Source organism: Kribbella sp. CWNU-51, from assembly GCF_054073265.1.
Genome location: NZ_JBSXMZ010000007.1, coordinates 418,782 through 433,799, shown reverse-complemented (window position 1 = coordinate 433,799; position 15,018 = coordinate 418,782). Strand labels below are relative to the sequence as shown.

Genomic DNA, 15,018 nt, shown 5'->3' with positions numbered 1-15,018 from the left:
TTCCCCACCACTAATCCGCGGCCCCCAGGCGGCGGTGACAACCCCGTCACCCGCCACGATGGTCAGTCGGCAGGAAAAGTTGCGGGCAGCCCCGACAACCTCGGAGCGTGCCCACGCCCTACCTCTCGGTATCGGCGGTGACAGCTCCGGTATCAGCGGTGAGGGCTCTCGGTATCAGCTGGGAGAGCTCTCGGTGTCAGCGGTGAGAGCGAGATTCGAACTCGCGGGCCGGGTGACCCCGGCCGACGGTTTAGCAAACCGCTGCCCCTGCCTACAGGCGGACCTCACCAACCGCCGCCCGCCGTCTCCCCTGACGACGGCGGGCGGCGCTCACTGAGCTGCCCCTGCCTACAGGCGGACCTCACCAACCGCCGCCCGCCGTCTCCCCTGACGACGGCGGGCGGCGCTCACTGTGGATAACTTCCAGGCCAGTAGTCCTCGCACTTGTACGCTTAGTGCATAGGAAGAGGCGCACGACGGGCAGGCGCACGCCGGACACTCACAGCCCGTTCAGCCCTTGACGCAGATGAGCTGCTTGAGGTGGGCGACGACCTCGACCAGGTCGGACTGGGCTGCGATGACCGACTCGATGTCCTTGTAGGCCGCGGGAATCTCGTCGATCACCCCGGCGTCCTTGCGGGACTCGACGCCCGCGGTCTGCGCAACCAGGTCGTCGACCGTGTACCGGCGCTTCGCCTCGTTGCGGCTCATCCGCCGGCCTGCCCCGTGTGAGGCCGAGTAGAAGGACCGCTGCGAGCCCAGCCCGCGGACGACGTACGACCCGGTGCCCATCGACCCCGGGATCAGCCCGAGGTCCCCGAACCCGGCTCGGATCGCGCCCTTGCGGGTGACGAGCAGGTCGAGTCCGTCGATGTGCTCCTCGGCCACGTAGTTGTGGTGGCATGAGATCGGCTGCTCGAACCGCACCTCCTGCGGGAACGACTCCCGCACCGCCTGCATCACCAGCGCCAGCATCACCGCGCGATTCCGCGACGCGTACTCCTGCGCCCACGTGAGATCCCGCCGGTACGCGTCCATCTGCGGCGTACCGGACAGGAATACCGCGAGATCACGGTCGGGCAGATCCGCGTTGTGCGGCAGGTCCCGGGCGATGCGCATGTGCCGCTCGGCGAGTTCCTTGCCGATGTTGCGGCTGCCCGAGTGCAGCATCAGCCAGACCCGGTCCTCGTCGTCGAGGCAGACCTCGATGAAGTGGTTGCCACCACCAAGCGAACCCATCTGCTGCTTGGCCTTCCGCTCCCGGTCCTGCACCCCGTCGTGCAAGCTGGTGAACCCACCCCACAGCCGATCCCACGGCCGCGGGTCGAGCCCGACCCGGCGGACCCCGACCGGGTCCACGTGTGCCCGGAAACCGACCGATACGGCGGCCTCGATCCGCGACCGGATCGCGGCCAGGTCGTCCGGCAGGTCCGTGGCCGTCAGCGACGTCAGGACGCCTTCCATCCCGCACCCGATGTCGACCCCGACCGCGGCCGGCGACACCGCCTGCTTCATGGCGATCACGGATCCCACGGTCGCACCCTTGCCGAGGTGCACGTCCGGCATCACCCGGACCCCGTGCACCCACGGCAGCGCCGCGATGTTCCGCAGCTGCTGCAGCGCCTGAGCCCCGACCTCGTGCTCGACCGCCCACATGAGCGTAGAGCTCTTGGCCCCACTCAGCTCCACCGGAAACTCCACGTTCATCTCCCCACTCTCCTCGATGGTTGACATGCGGCGGAAGCAGGTCTCGAACCTGCACGCCCGCTGAGGGCTGACCGTTTTCGAAACGGCTGCCGTTAGGCCGAAGCTCGGCTTATTCCGCCTTGTTTTGCAGAGGTCTGGGCTCATGGGAACTGTCGGTTGCGCAGGGTAGAAGTCGACCATGAGTCCTCGACTGTCCGCCCCGGAACCGCGTATCTGCCGGTTGTGCCAAACCGTGTTCGTGACGAGCTGGTCTGGCCGGGTCTGTCCTCGATGCCATGAGCTGGTCCTCAACCTCCCACCATGTCCCGACTGCGGCGGTCGGAAGTCCCGCGGCGCGACCCGCTGCCGCTCCTGCGCCAACGGTGGCCCGCAGCCGCCTCTCCGACAGATGTCTGCATCCGCCCTCGCGTGGCTCGCGGGAGTGGTCGAGGGCGAAGGCACCTTCACCAACTCGGGCTCCTCGTCCACGCTTCGCGTCGTGATGACCGACCTCGACGTACTCGAGAGAATCGAGCGGATCACCGGCGTTGGATCCGTCCGCGCGGTTTCCAGCAGACAACCGCATCACAAGCAGGCCTATGGGTGGCAGGTCAAACGGCGAGAACACCTCGAGCCACTCGCCCTGTTGTTGTGGCCGCTGATGGGTCTCCGTCGGAGAGAGCAGATGGCGTGTTGCAAGACACTCAAGCAGGTGTCCTGGGCGGCGGTTGCTCCACCTCCGACGGACCTGGCGGGTCCCGCCGCAGCCTGGGTCGCGGGTGTGCTCGAAGGCGAGGGCTGCTTCAGCTTGACGAGGCGGCACGGTGGCCGGATCAACCTCGAGTCCACGGACGCGGACATCGTCGAGCGTGTCCACGACTTGACTGGCGGCGATCTGTACCGCCAGGCGGCCCGGAAGTGGAACTGGAAGCCTACGACGATCCTGGCGGTTCGTGGTCGCGACAACCTCCGGCGTGTCCTGCCGCAGATCCTGCCTTGGTTGCTGCAGCGTCGCGCCAGGCGGGGCCTGGGCCATCTACGAGTGGTCCAAGACCACCCACTCACCCACGCCCGATGGCCCGCTTGAACGATGAGTACGGCGTACAGCTGCCAGGGCAGGGGTCGAACCTGCGGGGCCTCGGGTCAGAACCGAGGGTGGGTCACCGTCGCCCACCTGGCATCGCACTCCGCCGCGACGCCGGATGGGTGTCGCGTCAGAGCGCCAACTCGGCACGGGAAGGGATCCATGGCTGCCACAACAGCGGCATCCCGGCCTTTTCCGGCGTACGCGAGCCCTTCTTCTCGTTGCACGCTGCGTGGGCGGCGACGGCGTTCAGCCACTCGCCGCGTCCGCCACGTGAGCGCGGGACCACGTGGTCCATGGTGGTCGCGCCCGGCTTGCCGCAGTACGCGCAGATGTACTTGTCCCGCTTCAGTACGCCGACTCGCGTGTACTGCAGCCGTCCCGACGCGTACCGCCACTTCGTCACCACGTACCGGACCAGGCGCAGCACTCGAGGAAGAGGGAACGGTCCGATGCTGGCGCCGTCGTGCGCTTCCTCGACGACGGCGACCTCCCGGACGAGCATGCGGATGGCGTGCGGGATCGACACGACATGGAGCTGCTCGTACGAGGCGTTCAGCACGATCACACCGCTCATGTGGTTCCTCCTCCCCTCCAGTGTGCCCGACCGCGCGCCTTCAGGTCGGTGATCTCGGTGTCGGTCAGTCGGTGCGGCCCCAGGGATTCGAACCCTGAACCTCCTGGTCCTAAGCCAGGCGCCTCTCCCAGTTGGGCCAGAGCCGCAGGTACTGCGTTTGTGACGTACGGCGCCCGCCCGGGCCGGCCGTCGTACGGAGCGGGTACGACGCACTCCGTCGTACGGAGCGATCGTCGTGGTGGGGGTGTCCGGCGGGGCTCGAACCCGCTTCCTCCGGGGTCACGTCCCGGCGCATCGCCCGCTTCCGCTTCGGACACAGCACGCCCGGCAGGACTCGAACCTGCACCCTCCTGCTTCGTATGCAGGCGCTCTCTCCGATTGAGCCACGGGCGTCCAGTGCCCTGCGCCGGATGTCGTGCGGAGTTCCGTCGCAGGGCACGTCTGTGGCGCCCGCTCGGCCGGTAGCAAGCATCCTGCGGGCGCCTGGTCCAGCTGGAGGGACTCGAACCCCCGACGTCCTCATCCCAAATGAGGTGGCCCAAGGCTGTGTCGTCTGGCCCCCTGCGTGCTGCGCGGCACTCAGCACGGCACCTCGCCGCACTGGCGCAAAGGCCACGATGCTCCGCATCGAGACCTTCGCTCCAGCACGCCGATGCACCGCACCGAGCACCTGCTCGCGACTGCAGGGGGCCAGACGACACAGCCTGCCGCTGGCTGACAGCTGGTGACGTCCCCAGGGCGTTGCGGCCCCGGGGACGGTTGCCCGGGTCGCGCCCGGGCGTCTTCCCCGGCGCACGGGCGGCGCCGCAGGGAAGGTCTCCTGGACCGGTCCGCGGCCCGGGAGAAAATGCGATGAATGTCCAGTTGTCAATTGTTCGGGCCGGTATTCGTGAATACCGAAAAGCATCGGTGGAAGGAATCGAACCCTCGTGACACGGGTTTGGAATCCGGTCCGCAACCATTGCGCACCGACGTGGGGTGAAACGGGCAAAGAAAAAGGAGCCGCCTGCTGCCGGACACCCGGCTCAGACGGCTCCTGGGAGAATCTCCCGCTCGGAGATCACCCAGGTGGGCCGCCCGCAAGCGGGCTCAGCTCGCTGTCGAGCTGGTGGTAGAAGGCGTCTTCGCACACAGATCGCAGGCATGCCGACAAAACCATGGGGCCAGGCCGCCATGCCTTTCTCGGGTTCCGCGTGCCGTACACGATGTCTCCTCGATGTCGTAGTCCCTGCGGGAATTAGTCTCACCCATCCCACACATCCAAGTCAACGCATTTCCCGCTTCAATTGTTCCCGAACCTATTAACTGCCCTCTCCGACGTACGCCGCCCCTCAGGCTCCCACACACCCCGAACGCCCGGGCCGTCAATTCCGCGCCCACTCCGACCTGCCGGCCCCTCAGGCTCTGCGCCTCACCCGGCTCCCGGGCACCCTCAAGCTCTGCGCCCCACTCCGCCCCCCACCGCTCCGATTCCGCCCGCCACCCCGGCTCCCACGCCCCTCCACGGACCGCCACCACTCAGCTACGATCCCGACAGATCCGGCCGGGCGGGGTATCCGATTCGGAATCACCCCCACCCTCCCGCTACACTCTTGCCTCGGCGTCCGCGCCACCCGCCGCCTTAGCTCAGTCGGCAGAGCGTCTCACTCGTAATGAGAAGGTCGTCGGTTCGATTCCGACAGGCGGCTCCACAGCGAGCACCAAGAAACCCCAGGTCAGACAACACATGACCTGGGGTTCCGTATGTCTCGGCTGCCTCGTGGTGCGTCTCATGCGGCCGGTTTGCTAACACCTTTGCTAACTGGGCACCAGGGGCGACGCCGCCGGCCCCTCGTCATCGTCACCCTCCTCGTTCTCAGCCTCCTCGGTGTTAGCAGGCTCCGACCTGGCAGCCGCAGCGGCGAAGATGCCGGCCACCCCGGCGGCATGGGAGACGGATCCCTGGTCGTGCGTCAGTTGGGCTGGGTGCCCGTCACCGTGACCTCGGCCAGGCTGATCACACCGGCGCTGGTGGCCGGCGACTGCACCTTGACGTAGCGGGCCACGGTGTTGGTCGGCAGACTGGTGACCGCCCCCGGCGTCGCCCCGAGGTTCAGCTTGGTCACCGTGGAGTCGGCCATCAGCTGGGCGTAGGTCCGGCCCGACATGCTGGCGGTGGAGAGGAACACCACCGCGTTGTTCAGCTTGTTGGCCGAGGCGTCGGTCCGGTTGTGCACCGTGACGTTGCCGACCCGGGAATTGGTCAGCAGGTCGACCTGCCACCACGGCTGCGAGCTGGACGCCGTCCGGCTCACCGACCCGGCGGCGAAGACGCCGTTGGTGTTCCCGTCCACGGCCCGGGCGGCGGTGCCGACGTCGGTCGACGACTGCGTGGCCGGCCGGTTGGTGGACAGGTTCACGGCGCCGGTGGTGCCGCCGACCTGCACCTCGGCCAGGTTCAGGGTGGTGAAGATGCTCGACAGCTGCACCCGCACGTACCGGCCGGTGGCGTTGCCCGCGTTCAGGGTCAGGCTGTTGGTGGTGGACGAGAACGCCGAGAACGACATCTCCTTCACCGAGTCGTCGGCCTGCAGCGAGGACATCGACCGGCCGGTCATGTCGGTCGAGGAGATGAACACCGAGCCGCTGCCCATCCGGTTCGAGTCGGTCCGGCTCCACACCGTGACCGTCGAGACGGCCGCCGCGGAACCGAGGTCGACCTGCCACCACGGCTGGGTGGAGGTGTTGGTCTGGGTCACCGAGCCGCTCGCGAAGACGCCGTTGGTGTTGCCGTCCACCGCCCGGGCCGCCACCGCGGTACCGCTGGTGCTCGACTGGGTGGCGGTCTTGCCCCGGGCCAGGTTCGGAGCGGTGACGGTCACCGTGGTGGTCGCCGCCGCGCTGTCCACCTTGCCGTCCCGCACGACCAGGCTGAAGGTCAGCGTGGCCGGTGTGGCCGGGGCGGTGAAGGTCGGCTTCTGCACCGTCCGGCTGGACAGCGTCACCGCCGGCCCACCGGTCTGGGTCCAGGTGTAGGTGAGCGGGTCGTTGTCGGCGTCGCGGCTGCCGGAGCCGTCCAGCGTCACCGTGGTACCCGTGTTGACCGTCTGCGCCGTACCGGCGTTCGCCACCGGCACCTGGTTGACCGGGGTGGTGGTCACCGTGGTGGTCGCCGCCGCGCTGTCCGCCTTGCCGTCGCGCACGACCAGGCTGAAGGTCAGCGTGGCCGGTGTGGCCGGGGCGGTGAAGGTCGGCTTCGCCGCCGTCGTACTGGACAGCGTCACCGCCGGTCCACCGGTCTGGGTCCAGGTGTAGGTGAGCGGGTCGTTGTCGGCGTCGCGGCTGCCGGAGCCGTCCAGCGTCACCGTGGTACCCGTGTTGACTGTCTGCGCCGTACCGGCGTTCGCCACCGGCACCTGGTTGACCGGGGTGGTGGTCACCGTGGTGGTCGACACCGCGCTGTCCGCCTTGCCGTCCCGCACGACCAGGCTGAAGGTCAGCGTGGACGCCGAGGACGGGGCGGTGAAGGTCGGCTTCGCCGCCGTCGTACTGGACAGCGTCACCGCCGGTCCACCGGTCTGGGTCCACGCGTAGGTGAGGTCGTCGCCGTCGGCGTCGGTGCCGGACCCGTCCAGGGTCACGGTCGTACCAGCCACGACCGACTGCGGCGCACCGGCGTTCGCCACCGGGAGGCGGTTGTTCGACTCCGAGAGCGGCCGCGGGGTGCAGTTGCTCACCGAGAGCGTGAAGGGCTGGACGTCGTTGTCCGTCTCGATCATGGCGCCGTCCTCGGAGCCGCTGAGCGAGATGGTGTACGCCTGGCCGGCGTTCACGCGGGTCTCCCGCCACTCGTCCGTACCGCGCTCCCACTCGATGATCAGGACCCGGCCGGTGACCACGCGGACGGTGCACCCGTCGGCCCAGGCACCCATGTACGGGTAGAGCGGAACGCCCGAATCCGAGTAGACGGTGCGCGCGTTGTCGCCGGAGCGGCCGTTGTCGTGGTAGGCCGTGCCGACCGGCCAGGTGATCACGCCGCCGTACCAGTCACCGGGGTTCTCGCCGGTGCCGGCGTAGCGCCAGCGGGCGTTGACCCAGGAGACCGGGTCGCAGGTGGTGGGGTCGGTACAGGCGAGCGGCGTCGGCGGGACCGGCGGGCCGGGCACGAAGGCGTACTCGAACGGCGAACCGCTCTGCACGCTGACGATGCTGCTGCCGCTCAGAGTGGTCGGCACGGTGTAGCTCTGGCCGGCCGACAGGTTGGCCAGCGACGCGTGCGAGTCCCCGACCGGGCCGGAGAACACGGTAGCGCTGCCCGAGGTGACGGTGATCTTCCAGTTCGCCACCTGCGGGGCCGGCGCGTAGACGTCGTGCGAGGCGGTGTAGCCGTAGCGGGCCCGGCTGGGGTTGGTCTCGGCCGGCCAGACGGCGGCGTACCCGCTGTCCGATGGACCCCACGGGCACGGGCTGCTGGTGCAGGTCCAGGTCACCCGGGCCGACTCGCCGTCGCCGGCCGGCGGGGGCGTGACCGGCCCACCCGGGGTGAACGTGTACTCGAACGCGGAGCCGCCCTGCACGCTGACGATGCTGCTGCTGCTCAGGGTGCTCGACACGGTGTAGCTCTCGCCGGCCGACAGCGCGGCCAGCGACGAGTGCGAGTCCCCGACCGGGCCCGCGTACACGGCGGCGCTGCCGGAGGTGACGGTGATCTTCCAGCCGGCCACCTTCGCCGCCGGGGCGTACACGTCGTGGGAGACCGTGTAGCCGTAGCGGGCCCGGGTGGGCTCGGCCGCCGCGGGCCAGACCGCCGCGTCGCTGGTGTAGCTCGTACCCGATGGGCAGGGCGTGCCGGTGCAGTTCCAGGTGGCCAGCACCGAACCGTAGCCGGACGCCGGCGGCGTGGTCGGATCGCCCGGCGTGAAGGTGACCCGGAACGCGCCATCGTTCTGCACGCTCACGATGCTGCTGTTGCTGAGCGTGCTGGACACGGTGTAGCTCTCGCCGGCCGACAGCGTGGCCAGCGCCGAGTGCGAGTCGTTGGCCGGGCCCGCGTACACCGTGGCGCTGCCGGAGACGACGGTGATCTTCCAGCCGGCCACCTTGGACACCGGCGCGTAGACGTCGGCGGAGACGGTGTAGCCGTAACGTGCCCGGACCGGCTCGGCCGCGGCCGGCCAGACGCCCGCGTTGCTGGTGTAGCTCTGGCCCGACGGGCAGGGGCTGCTGGTGCAGTTCCAGGTGGCCAGCACCGAGCCGTCACCGGCAGCCGGCGGCGGGTCGGTCGGGGCGCCGGGGGTGATCGTGTACTCGAACGACCCACCGTCCTGCACGCTCACGATGCTGCTGGCGCTCAGCGTGCTGGGCACGGTGTAGCTGTCGCCGGTCGACAGCGCGGCCAGCGACGAGTGCGAGTCATCGGCCGGACCCGCGTAAACAGTCGCGCTGCCGGACGTGACGGTGATCTTCCAGCCCGCCACCTTGGGCGCCGGGGCGTACACGTCGTGGGAGACGGTATAGCCGTAGCGGGCCCGGACCGGCTCGGCCGCGGCCGGCCAGACCGCCGTGTTGCTGGTGTCCGACGGGCCCCACGGGCACGGGCTGCTGGTGCAGGACCACGTCGCCACAACGGAGGACGCAGGATCACCCTCGGCTGCCCGCGCGGGCGAGGCGGTGAGGCCTAGCACCATCACGACCGCAGTGGTGAGAACGAAAAATGCGGTCGCGAAACGTTTCGGCATGCCGGCCCCCCGGATTGTGACTCTCTGCTTGCGGCAAACCGTAGCCCAAGTCGCTCTCTGTCAACCGAAAAAGAAGCGAAAAGATGCAACCACGTACCATTTGTTATGGACTTCATCACGCTACGGAAAAACCCCGTTACTCATTGATAAAACCCCATTACTCATTGATGAGAAATGGGGAGATCGCGGGACTCGGTGCCGGTTTCGCTGAACGGCGCCGGGCGCGCTCGAGCATCCGCAGGAGCTCGAGCAGCCGCCTGCAGATGTCGATCCTGGATGTGAGTGTCCAATTCCCATCTGGAGCCACCTACCGCGATCGCGATCGCTCTCTTCAAGAAGGGCTCCCTTGGACCTTGCAGCCAGGGGAGGCGAAGCACGTGACTCTCCCAGCGCCTGCATTGTTCAAGGCCTGGAACTACGGGGAGCCCGGCCGGGCCGCGGCCAGCATCCACGGTGTCGCTCAACTCGGGAACGGCAAGTCCGCCACGAGTAACAGCCTGGTGATGCTCCCGCCGTAAGGCAGCGATTTGGAGCAGCTGCTAACAGCCCCGCTAACAAGGGCGTGGACGAAGATGGACGGAGAAGGACGATCTATGCTCCGTTGCCGCTCTGCACCTTCGACCTTGACGCTCTGTGGACGGTCATCGCGGCACTCGTAATGAGAAGGTCGTCGGTTCGATTCCGACAGGCGGCTCCACTCGGAGCACCACGAAACCCCAGGTCAGAGGCACATGACCTGGGGATCTTTCATCTCTCGATCCCATCAGAGGGCCTGTGTTGCTAGGGGTCGTGCTAAACGCGGTCCCAGCGCGGACGGGATCCGGGCGAGGCATTGGCTGCCGATCGAACCGTCCAGGTGCGATCGAGTTCTGGGTATTCCGCGATCTCATCGTGGACCGGCAGTCGGTCCACGATGAGGGCGCGGTCGAGTACGGCGATGGAGTCAGTTGGCCCGGCGTTGCGGCTTGAAGCGGCGAACTTCGTGTGGCCAACCGCATGCCTCCGCGACCTTGGCCGCCCACATCTTGGCGGTCTCGTCATCGGCCACGCTCACCAGAGCGAACCCACCCAGAAACTCCTTGGTCTCGACGTATGGTCCGTCGGTGAGCAACACCTCGCCACTGGTGGGGTCGGCGCTGTAGATCGGGCCGTCCTCCTCCTCCAGCCCCCCGGCGAAGACGTAAACGCCGGCAGCCTTCATCTCGTCCACGACCGCCCTGGCGAGTGGACCGCGCCCGCCGAACCACTCCTCGGTGTGGTCACCCACCCACTGTTGGTTGAAGTAGATGAGGTACTCGGGCATGTCTGCTCCTTCGACTCGAGCGGACCCGCTGTCCGCCTCCACCTACGCTACGAACGGCGTCCGGTGGATACGACAGGCTTTCGGCAACAGTTTTCACGGGATCTCCGCCGTACGGCCTCCGCGTAGGCGCCATGTATCCCGTGTTCGATGACGCCGAAGTTCATCCGGATGCGTGTCGGGCCTGCTCCAGGTTCGACTGGTGGGGGCCGGAGAGCCAGTCTTGATCCAGACGCGCGTCGACCGGTTCCTCTCCTCGCCGCAGCGCGTCGATGTAGGCACGATCGGCGGCCAGGCGGGCGGCCACCTCGGGACCCTCGGCAACGGTGCCGTGGCCGGGCACCACGACATCGACGTACCTGGCAGCCTCATCCAGCCGGTCGAGTGCTGTCTCGTAGGCGCTCACCTGATTGGGGCGGCGAGCGTCGAGGAGCGGGATCAAGACGTCGGAGAGCATGTCGCCACCAATTAGGACGCCACGGTCCGCGAGGAGGATCGCGGCGTGACCGATGGCGTGCGCCTGATGCTCGACGATCTCGCCAGGCACGGCTCCGCCGTCCGCGGGCAGCGGGATGAGGAGCCCGATCAGCTCGAGAGGGATGCCTGACGCGCTCTCCGCTGCCATCTTCTGTGCCCGCTCTCGGGCTTCACTGGCAACCTGGGCGCCGCCGGGAGTGGCGTAGCGCGGCACGTCACCGAACCGGGGATGCCAGAGCAGGTGGTCCCAGTGGGGATGGGTGGAGAACCCGGCGACCACCGGAATGCCGAGCCGGTCCACGTCATCGGCGAGCTCGTTCAGATCGGAACCGTCGATGCCTGGATCGACCAGGATCAACCCACCCTCCCCGCGCACCACGATGGCATTGCTCCAGACCCACTCGCTTTGACGGACCCAGACGCCGTCAGCCACCTGATTCAGCATCCACTGACTCTGTCAGTACCACCACCCCGGCACAATCACGCTGAGCAGGAGAGTGCGCCGGGTCTGCGCATCTGCCGGACCAACCTCTTATGGATCGGCCGGCACCCGAGCGGCACGATGTGGACAGGAGCCGAACGTGGGCGGAGTAACCAGCTCGGCCGCACCAGAATAGAGCTGACCTTCACCGGCGTCGTCACCACCGACCACGCATGCGCAGGGGAACTGCCGAGGTAGAGACTGCGATTCTGACCACCCTCAGGGCCGAGGCCAGCTACACCATCGATGACAACCGTCTGACCATGATGACCCCCACCGGGCCCGGCCTCGACCTCACCGCCGTAGCGGCTGATCGGTTGCGACCTGGACGGCGCTCAGGATGCTCGACAGGCTCTCCGGGTGGGCCATCTTCAAGTCTGCGAGATCGCCGGGCCGGAACCAACGAAGATCGTCGTGCTCCTCGGGTGCAGCGTTGACAGGTTCCCCCTCCCAGCGCGTGACGAGGAACCCGTGCATGTCAAGGGCGGGGTCGCTGATCGTCATAGGAATGGGCAGGGGGTTGTAAACGTGGACACCGAGTTCTTCGAGGCATTCCCGACGTACGGCCTGGTGAGGCAACTCGCCCGACTCGACATGTCCGCCGGCGGAGAAGCCCCAGCAGTCGGGATACCACCGACGCGATGGATGGCGATGCACCAGGAGCACCAGACCGTCGCGCACAAGTACGGCGACTGAGATCGGAATCTGGGCGACCATGGCGACACACTAGACGCGAACGCACTCTCATGCCGTCGATCGAGCGCAGCGCCGGAGGTAGAGCGCATATGCCGTGTCAGGGGGGCGACCCGCCCAATGGGACCACGTACTGTTCGAACGTGACCCCCGAAGAGGTTGGCGTACTCGCGGAGTCTCTGCCGCAGGTGAAGCGTAAGGGCACTGTGGCGCATCCAGCGTGGTACGTCCACGACCGCCTCGTCGCTCGTCTTCTCGACCCAACCACACTGCTCATTCGGGTACCGCTGAGCAAACGAGACTCCCTACTCGCCACCTACCCGAGTAGCTTCGGTGTGCCACCTCGATTCGAGGCTCATCACAAAGTCGAGGCGTATCTCGACCGAGCCGAGCCGACTGCCATACGGACCGCCATCGAGCTTGCCTGGGAGATGCAGCGACGGTAGCGCCAGGCGATACGGACCAGCCCTGGATTTGATCCGAAACGGTCGCTCATACCGCTCATCGTGCGGTCATGCCGCAGTCCGGCTCAGCCGATGAGCCCGTCCTCCTACGCTTCCACAGCAGTGTTGATCTGTGGATGATCACCATGGGATGCCGAGATCAGTACGGCTGATCTTGATGTGCTGCTGCCACTAGCATCGTCGGCATGGCAACGCGGCTTGTTCAAATCAACATGAAGGCTCAGGACGATTCCGTGCTGGGCGGTTTCTGGGCGAAGGCGCTCGGCTGGGGAATCTCGAGCGAGGGACCCGGCGTGACCAACCTCGAACCCGAGGGCTTCGTCTACCCCGACCCCGTCGCCGTCTGCCTCGACCTCATCGCCTCCCCGGAACCCAAGACGGTGAAGAACCGCGTGCATGTCGACCTCGCTACTACCTCGGCGGCCCATCAGGCGGAGGTGGTCACGCGCCTGGAGGATCTCGGCGCAACACCCGCCGACGTAGGCCAGGGCGACGTCCCATGGACGGTCATGGCCGACCCAGAGGGCAACGAGTTCTGCGTGCTGGACTCGCTGTACCGAGACACCGGACCGATCGCCACGGTAGTGGTCGACTGCGCGGATCCGCGAGCCATGGCCCGCTTCTGGGGCAAGGCCACGGACTGGACCCTGCACAAGGTGACCGACCACAACGCGGTACTGCGCTCCGCCACGGGCGTCGGCCCATATCTGCAGTTCCTCCGCACACCCGACGTGAAGACCGTGTGGAACCGAGTCCATCTCGACCTCCGCCCGTACCCAGGTGACGACCTGGAGGCAGAGGCGGCCAGACTGCGGACTCTCGGCGCCACCGCCATCGACCTAGGCCAGAGCGATGTCCCGTGGACGGTCCTCGCCGACCCGGAAGGCAACGAGTTCTGCCTCCTCGCCCCAGGCTGACCCAAACCCTCTTCATCTGCTCACTACGGCCACGAGCCCGGACTTGCGACGCGCCCTAGCCGTCATTGCCTACAAGTAATTCGGCAAGTAGCCGCGGTCCACTCGCACTGATGTGCCGTGCCGGGTCAGTCACTTCGCCGTAGATTGGTGAGGTGGGTAGGTCGTCTCATTGGGCCAAGACGCCGCAGCAGAGTGTCCAAGAGGAATGCAGTCGGCGCGGCGTGGCGTCGGTCGTCGCCGGTTGCGTCGACCTGCTGAACGGAAAGCCGGCAGACGACGACCTGGTCCTGGCACTCGGCGGACCCCCCGCGGACTGGGTCCGTACCGGCGAACCGTCCGGCCCGCCGTACTGGCTGCGTGTGTGGGCCGCTCGGGGACTGTTGTACGCCTGGGACGACTCGGCCTGCCCAGCGGTTTTGAAGGCGCTTCACGATGACGCGTGGCGGGTGCGGGAGATGGCTCTGAAGGTGGTTGCCCGCCATGGTCTGCAGGCAGCGTCCGAGGAAGTCGATGAGCTCTGGAGTGACCCGTCTGCCCGAGTGCGCACCGCAGCCTCTCGCACAAGCCGAGCCCTCGGCGGCGATTGATCCGTACAGAGACGTCGGGTCTTCGACGCACTGACGGCGCGGGGTGTGTGTTGTGCGGCGGCCTTCAGGTTTGGGTTGGCCAGCCGGCGCGGTCTGCGGCCCAGGCCAGGGCGTCGTCGGCGACCTGCTCCCAGCCCTTCTGGGCGGGTAGCAGGTGGGGCATGCCTTCGTATTCCTTGATCTCGGTGATGGTCTTCGGGGACTTGTAGTGCTTGGCGTTGGAGCGCTGCACGCTGGGCGGCATGAGGTGGTCCTCGCTGCCCGAGACGAACAGCAGTGGGGGCCGGTTGTCGTTGTGGTAGTCGACGTGGACGTCCTGCGGGCCGGGCTCGAAGTTCGCCAGCACGCTGTTCCAGAAGATCCGTCCGGATGCCGGGACGTGGTACCGGTGGTAGAGCTCGAGGGACTCTTCCTCGGTGAAGGTGTTGGCGAACGTGTACTTCCACTGCTCGGGCGTCAGGCCGACGGCCTTGTGCCGGTTCGCCGGGTTCTTCAGTACCGGGAACGTCGCCTTGAGCTGGGACAGCGGGATGACGCGCACGCCCTCGGTCGGGGCGGAGTTGATCGCCACGCCCGCGACACCGAATCCGTGGTCCAGCAGGACCTGCGTGAACGCACCGCCCGCGGAGTGGCCGATGATGATCGGCGGCTCGTCGAGGGCGCCGACCACCGACTCCAGGTGCGAGATGATCGCCGGGGCCGTCAACGCCTCGATCGGCGTCGGGTCGGCGTTGAGTGCCTCGACCTCCACCTCGAACCCCGGGTAGGCGGGCGCGATGACGTGGTAGCCGGCCTGTTGGTAGCGGTCGATCCAGTGTTCCCAGCTGCGCGGGGTCACCCAGAAGCCGTGGACGAGAACGATGGTCTTCATGAGGGGCCGCCCTTCCGGCGGTAGTCGGTCTGGTGAGCTTCACCTCTACGACCGAACAGCTCGGCGAGATGTGACAAGAACTGTCCTCGCGCTGTTGACGTTCACGTGCGGATGCGGGCTAACTAAGGCAATGCGGTACGCCGGGGTGGCTCTGGTCGCCGTTC

The 15,018-nt window shown here is 67.4% G+C and carries 11 protein-coding genes and 6 tRNA genes; 5 read left to right on the top strand and 12 right to left on the bottom strand.

All coding sequences use genetic code 11. The features are described 5' to 3' along the window. Window positions 1-200: 200 nt before the first annotated feature. The 3 genes from ACXC9Q_RS10440 to ACXC9Q_RS10430 form a co-directional block, all read right to left on the bottom strand. Window positions 201-289: transfer RNA gene (locus ACXC9Q_RS10440), tRNA-Ser, on the bottom strand. A 221-nt stretch (window positions 290-510) separates the two neighbouring features. After that, the gene (locus ACXC9Q_RS10435) at window positions 511-1,707 is read right to left on the bottom strand and encodes an RtcB family protein (RefSeq protein ID WP_457056270.1); all 1,197 of its coding nucleotides are present in this window, start codon (window positions 1,705-1,707) and stop codon (window positions 511-513) included. Between the two features lie 28 nt (window positions 1,708-1,735). Continuing rightward, window positions 1,736-1,826: transfer RNA gene (locus tag ACXC9Q_RS10430), tRNA-Ser, on the bottom strand. 269 nt (window positions 1,827-2,095) lie between these two features. Here ACXC9Q_RS10430 and ACXC9Q_RS10425 point away from each other — a divergent pair. Next, a complete protein-coding gene (locus tag ACXC9Q_RS10425; RefSeq protein ID WP_457056269.1) occupies window positions 2,096-2,773 on the top strand; it encodes an LAGLIDADG family homing endonuclease in 678 nt (225 codons plus the stop codon). Window positions 2,774-2,900: 127 nt separating this feature from the next. Here the strand turns inward: ACXC9Q_RS10425 and ACXC9Q_RS10420 are convergent, their stop codons facing one another. The 4 genes from ACXC9Q_RS10420 to ACXC9Q_RS10405 all read right to left on the bottom strand — a co-directional run bounded on the left by ACXC9Q_RS10420 (window position 2,901) and on the right by ACXC9Q_RS10405 (window position 3,740). Further along, window positions 2,901-3,347 carry an HNH endonuclease gene (locus ACXC9Q_RS10420; RefSeq protein ID WP_457056268.1) on the bottom strand — a complete coding sequence of 149 codons (447 nt, stop codon included), beginning with the start codon at window positions 3,345-3,347 and terminating at the stop codon, window positions 2,901-2,903. 72 nt (window positions 3,348-3,419) lie between these two features. Beyond that, window positions 3,420-3,493, bottom strand: a tRNA-Leu gene (locus ACXC9Q_RS10415). A gap of 97 nt (window positions 3,494-3,590) precedes the next feature. Continuing rightward, window positions 3,591-3,664 (bottom strand) — tRNA-His (locus ACXC9Q_RS10410). Between the two features lie 2 nt (window positions 3,665-3,666). Beyond that, window positions 3,667-3,740, bottom strand: a tRNA-Arg gene (locus ACXC9Q_RS10405). A gap of 1,222 nt (window positions 3,741-4,962) precedes the next feature. On the opposite strand from ACXC9Q_RS10405, the gene ACXC9Q_RS10400 reads away from it, so the two are divergent. Further along, a tRNA-Thr gene (locus ACXC9Q_RS10400) sits at window positions 4,963-5,038 on the top strand. Window positions 5,039-5,299: 261 nt separating this feature from the next. On the opposite strand, the gene ACXC9Q_RS10395 is transcribed toward ACXC9Q_RS10400, so the two are convergent. Continuing rightward, window positions 5,300-9,064 carry a PKD domain-containing protein gene (locus ACXC9Q_RS10395; protein WP_457056267.1) on the bottom strand — a complete coding sequence of 1,255 codons (3,765 nt, stop codon included), beginning with the start codon at window positions 9,062-9,064 and terminating at the stop codon, window positions 5,300-5,302. A 377-nt stretch (window positions 9,065-9,441) separates the two neighbouring features. On the opposite strand from ACXC9Q_RS10395, the gene ACXC9Q_RS10390 reads away from it, so the two are divergent. Beyond that, the gene (locus ACXC9Q_RS10390) at window positions 9,442-9,582 is read left to right on the top strand and encodes a hypothetical protein (protein ID WP_457056266.1); all 141 of its coding nucleotides are present in this window, start codon (window positions 9,442-9,444) and stop codon (window positions 9,580-9,582) included. A 425-nt stretch (window positions 9,583-10,007) separates the two neighbouring features. On the opposite strand, the gene ACXC9Q_RS10385 is transcribed toward ACXC9Q_RS10390, so the two are convergent. The 3 genes from ACXC9Q_RS10385 to ACXC9Q_RS10375 all read right to left on the bottom strand — a co-directional run bounded on the left by ACXC9Q_RS10385 (window position 10,008) and on the right by ACXC9Q_RS10375 (window position 12,039). After that, entirely contained in the window at window positions 10,008-10,367 is a 360-nt protein-coding gene (locus ACXC9Q_RS10385) for a YciI family protein (protein ID WP_457056265.1), read from the bottom strand. Window positions 10,368-10,527: 160 nt separating this feature from the next. After that, a complete protein-coding gene (locus tag ACXC9Q_RS10380; protein WP_457056264.1) occupies window positions 10,528-11,286 on the bottom strand; it encodes an MBL fold metallo-hydrolase in 759 nt (252 codons plus the stop codon). 330 nt (window positions 11,287-11,616) lie between these two features. Then, window positions 11,617-12,039 (bottom strand): NUDIX domain-containing protein, encoded by a 423-nt coding sequence (locus ACXC9Q_RS10375; protein WP_457056263.1) that lies wholly within the window; start codon window positions 12,037-12,039, stop codon window positions 11,617-11,619. A gap of 625 nt (window positions 12,040-12,664) precedes the next feature. Between ACXC9Q_RS10375 and ACXC9Q_RS10370 the strand changes: the two genes are divergently transcribed. Both ACXC9Q_RS10370 and ACXC9Q_RS10365 read left to right on the top strand, forming a co-directional pair. Further along, window positions 12,665-13,396 (top strand): VOC family protein, encoded by a 732-nt coding sequence (locus tag ACXC9Q_RS10370; RefSeq protein WP_457056262.1) that lies wholly within the window; start codon window positions 12,665-12,667, stop codon window positions 13,394-13,396. A 152-nt stretch (window positions 13,397-13,548) separates the two neighbouring features. Next, window positions 13,549-13,983 carry a HEAT repeat domain-containing protein gene (locus tag ACXC9Q_RS10365; protein WP_457056261.1) on the top strand — a complete coding sequence of 145 codons (435 nt, stop codon included), beginning with the start codon at window positions 13,549-13,551 and terminating at the stop codon, window positions 13,981-13,983. A gap of 64 nt (window positions 13,984-14,047) precedes the next feature. Here the strand turns inward: ACXC9Q_RS10365 and ACXC9Q_RS10360 are convergent, their stop codons facing one another. Continuing rightward, complete coding sequence (locus ACXC9Q_RS10360; RefSeq protein WP_457056260.1) at window positions 14,048-14,854, bottom strand: alpha/beta hydrolase; 807 nt, start codon at window positions 14,852-14,854, stop codon at window positions 14,048-14,050. Between the last annotated feature and the right edge of the window lie 164 nt (window positions 14,855-15,018).

What these genes read in the sequence shown, in the direction of transcription:
- ACXC9Q_RS10435 (WP_457056270.1), bottom strand. Translation starts at nt 1,707, where the DNA reads ATGAACGTGGAGTTTCCGGTGGAGCTGAGTGGGGCCAAGAGCTCTACG.
- ACXC9Q_RS10425 (WP_457056269.1), top strand. Translation starts at nt 2,096, where the DNA reads ATGTCTGCATCCGCCCTCGCGTGGCTCGCGGGAGTGGTCGAGGGCGAA.
- ACXC9Q_RS10420 (WP_457056268.1), bottom strand. Translation starts at nt 3,347, where the DNA reads ATGAGCGGTGTGATCGTGCTGAACGCCTCGTACGAGCAGCTCCATGTC.
- ACXC9Q_RS10395 (WP_457056267.1), bottom strand. Translation starts at nt 9,064, where the DNA reads ATGCCGAAACGTTTCGCGACCGCATTTTTCGTTCTCACCACTGCGGTC.
- ACXC9Q_RS10385 (WP_457056265.1), bottom strand. Translation starts at nt 10,367, where the DNA reads ATGCCCGAGTACCTCATCTACTTCAACCAACAGTGGGTGGGTGACCAC.
- ACXC9Q_RS10380 (WP_457056264.1), bottom strand. Translation starts at nt 11,286, where the DNA reads ATGCTGAATCAGGTGGCTGACGGCGTCTGGGTCCGTCAAAGCGAGTGG.
- ACXC9Q_RS10375 (WP_457056263.1), bottom strand. Translation starts at nt 12,039, where the DNA reads ATGGTCGCCCAGATTCCGATCTCAGTCGCCGTACTTGTGCGCGACGGT.
- ACXC9Q_RS10370 (WP_457056262.1), top strand. Translation starts at nt 12,665, where the DNA reads ATGGCAACGCGGCTTGTTCAAATCAACATGAAGGCTCAGGACGATTCC.
- ACXC9Q_RS10360 (WP_457056260.1), bottom strand. Translation starts at nt 14,854, where the DNA reads ATGAAGACCATCGTTCTCGTCCACGGCTTCTGGGTGACCCCGCGCAGC.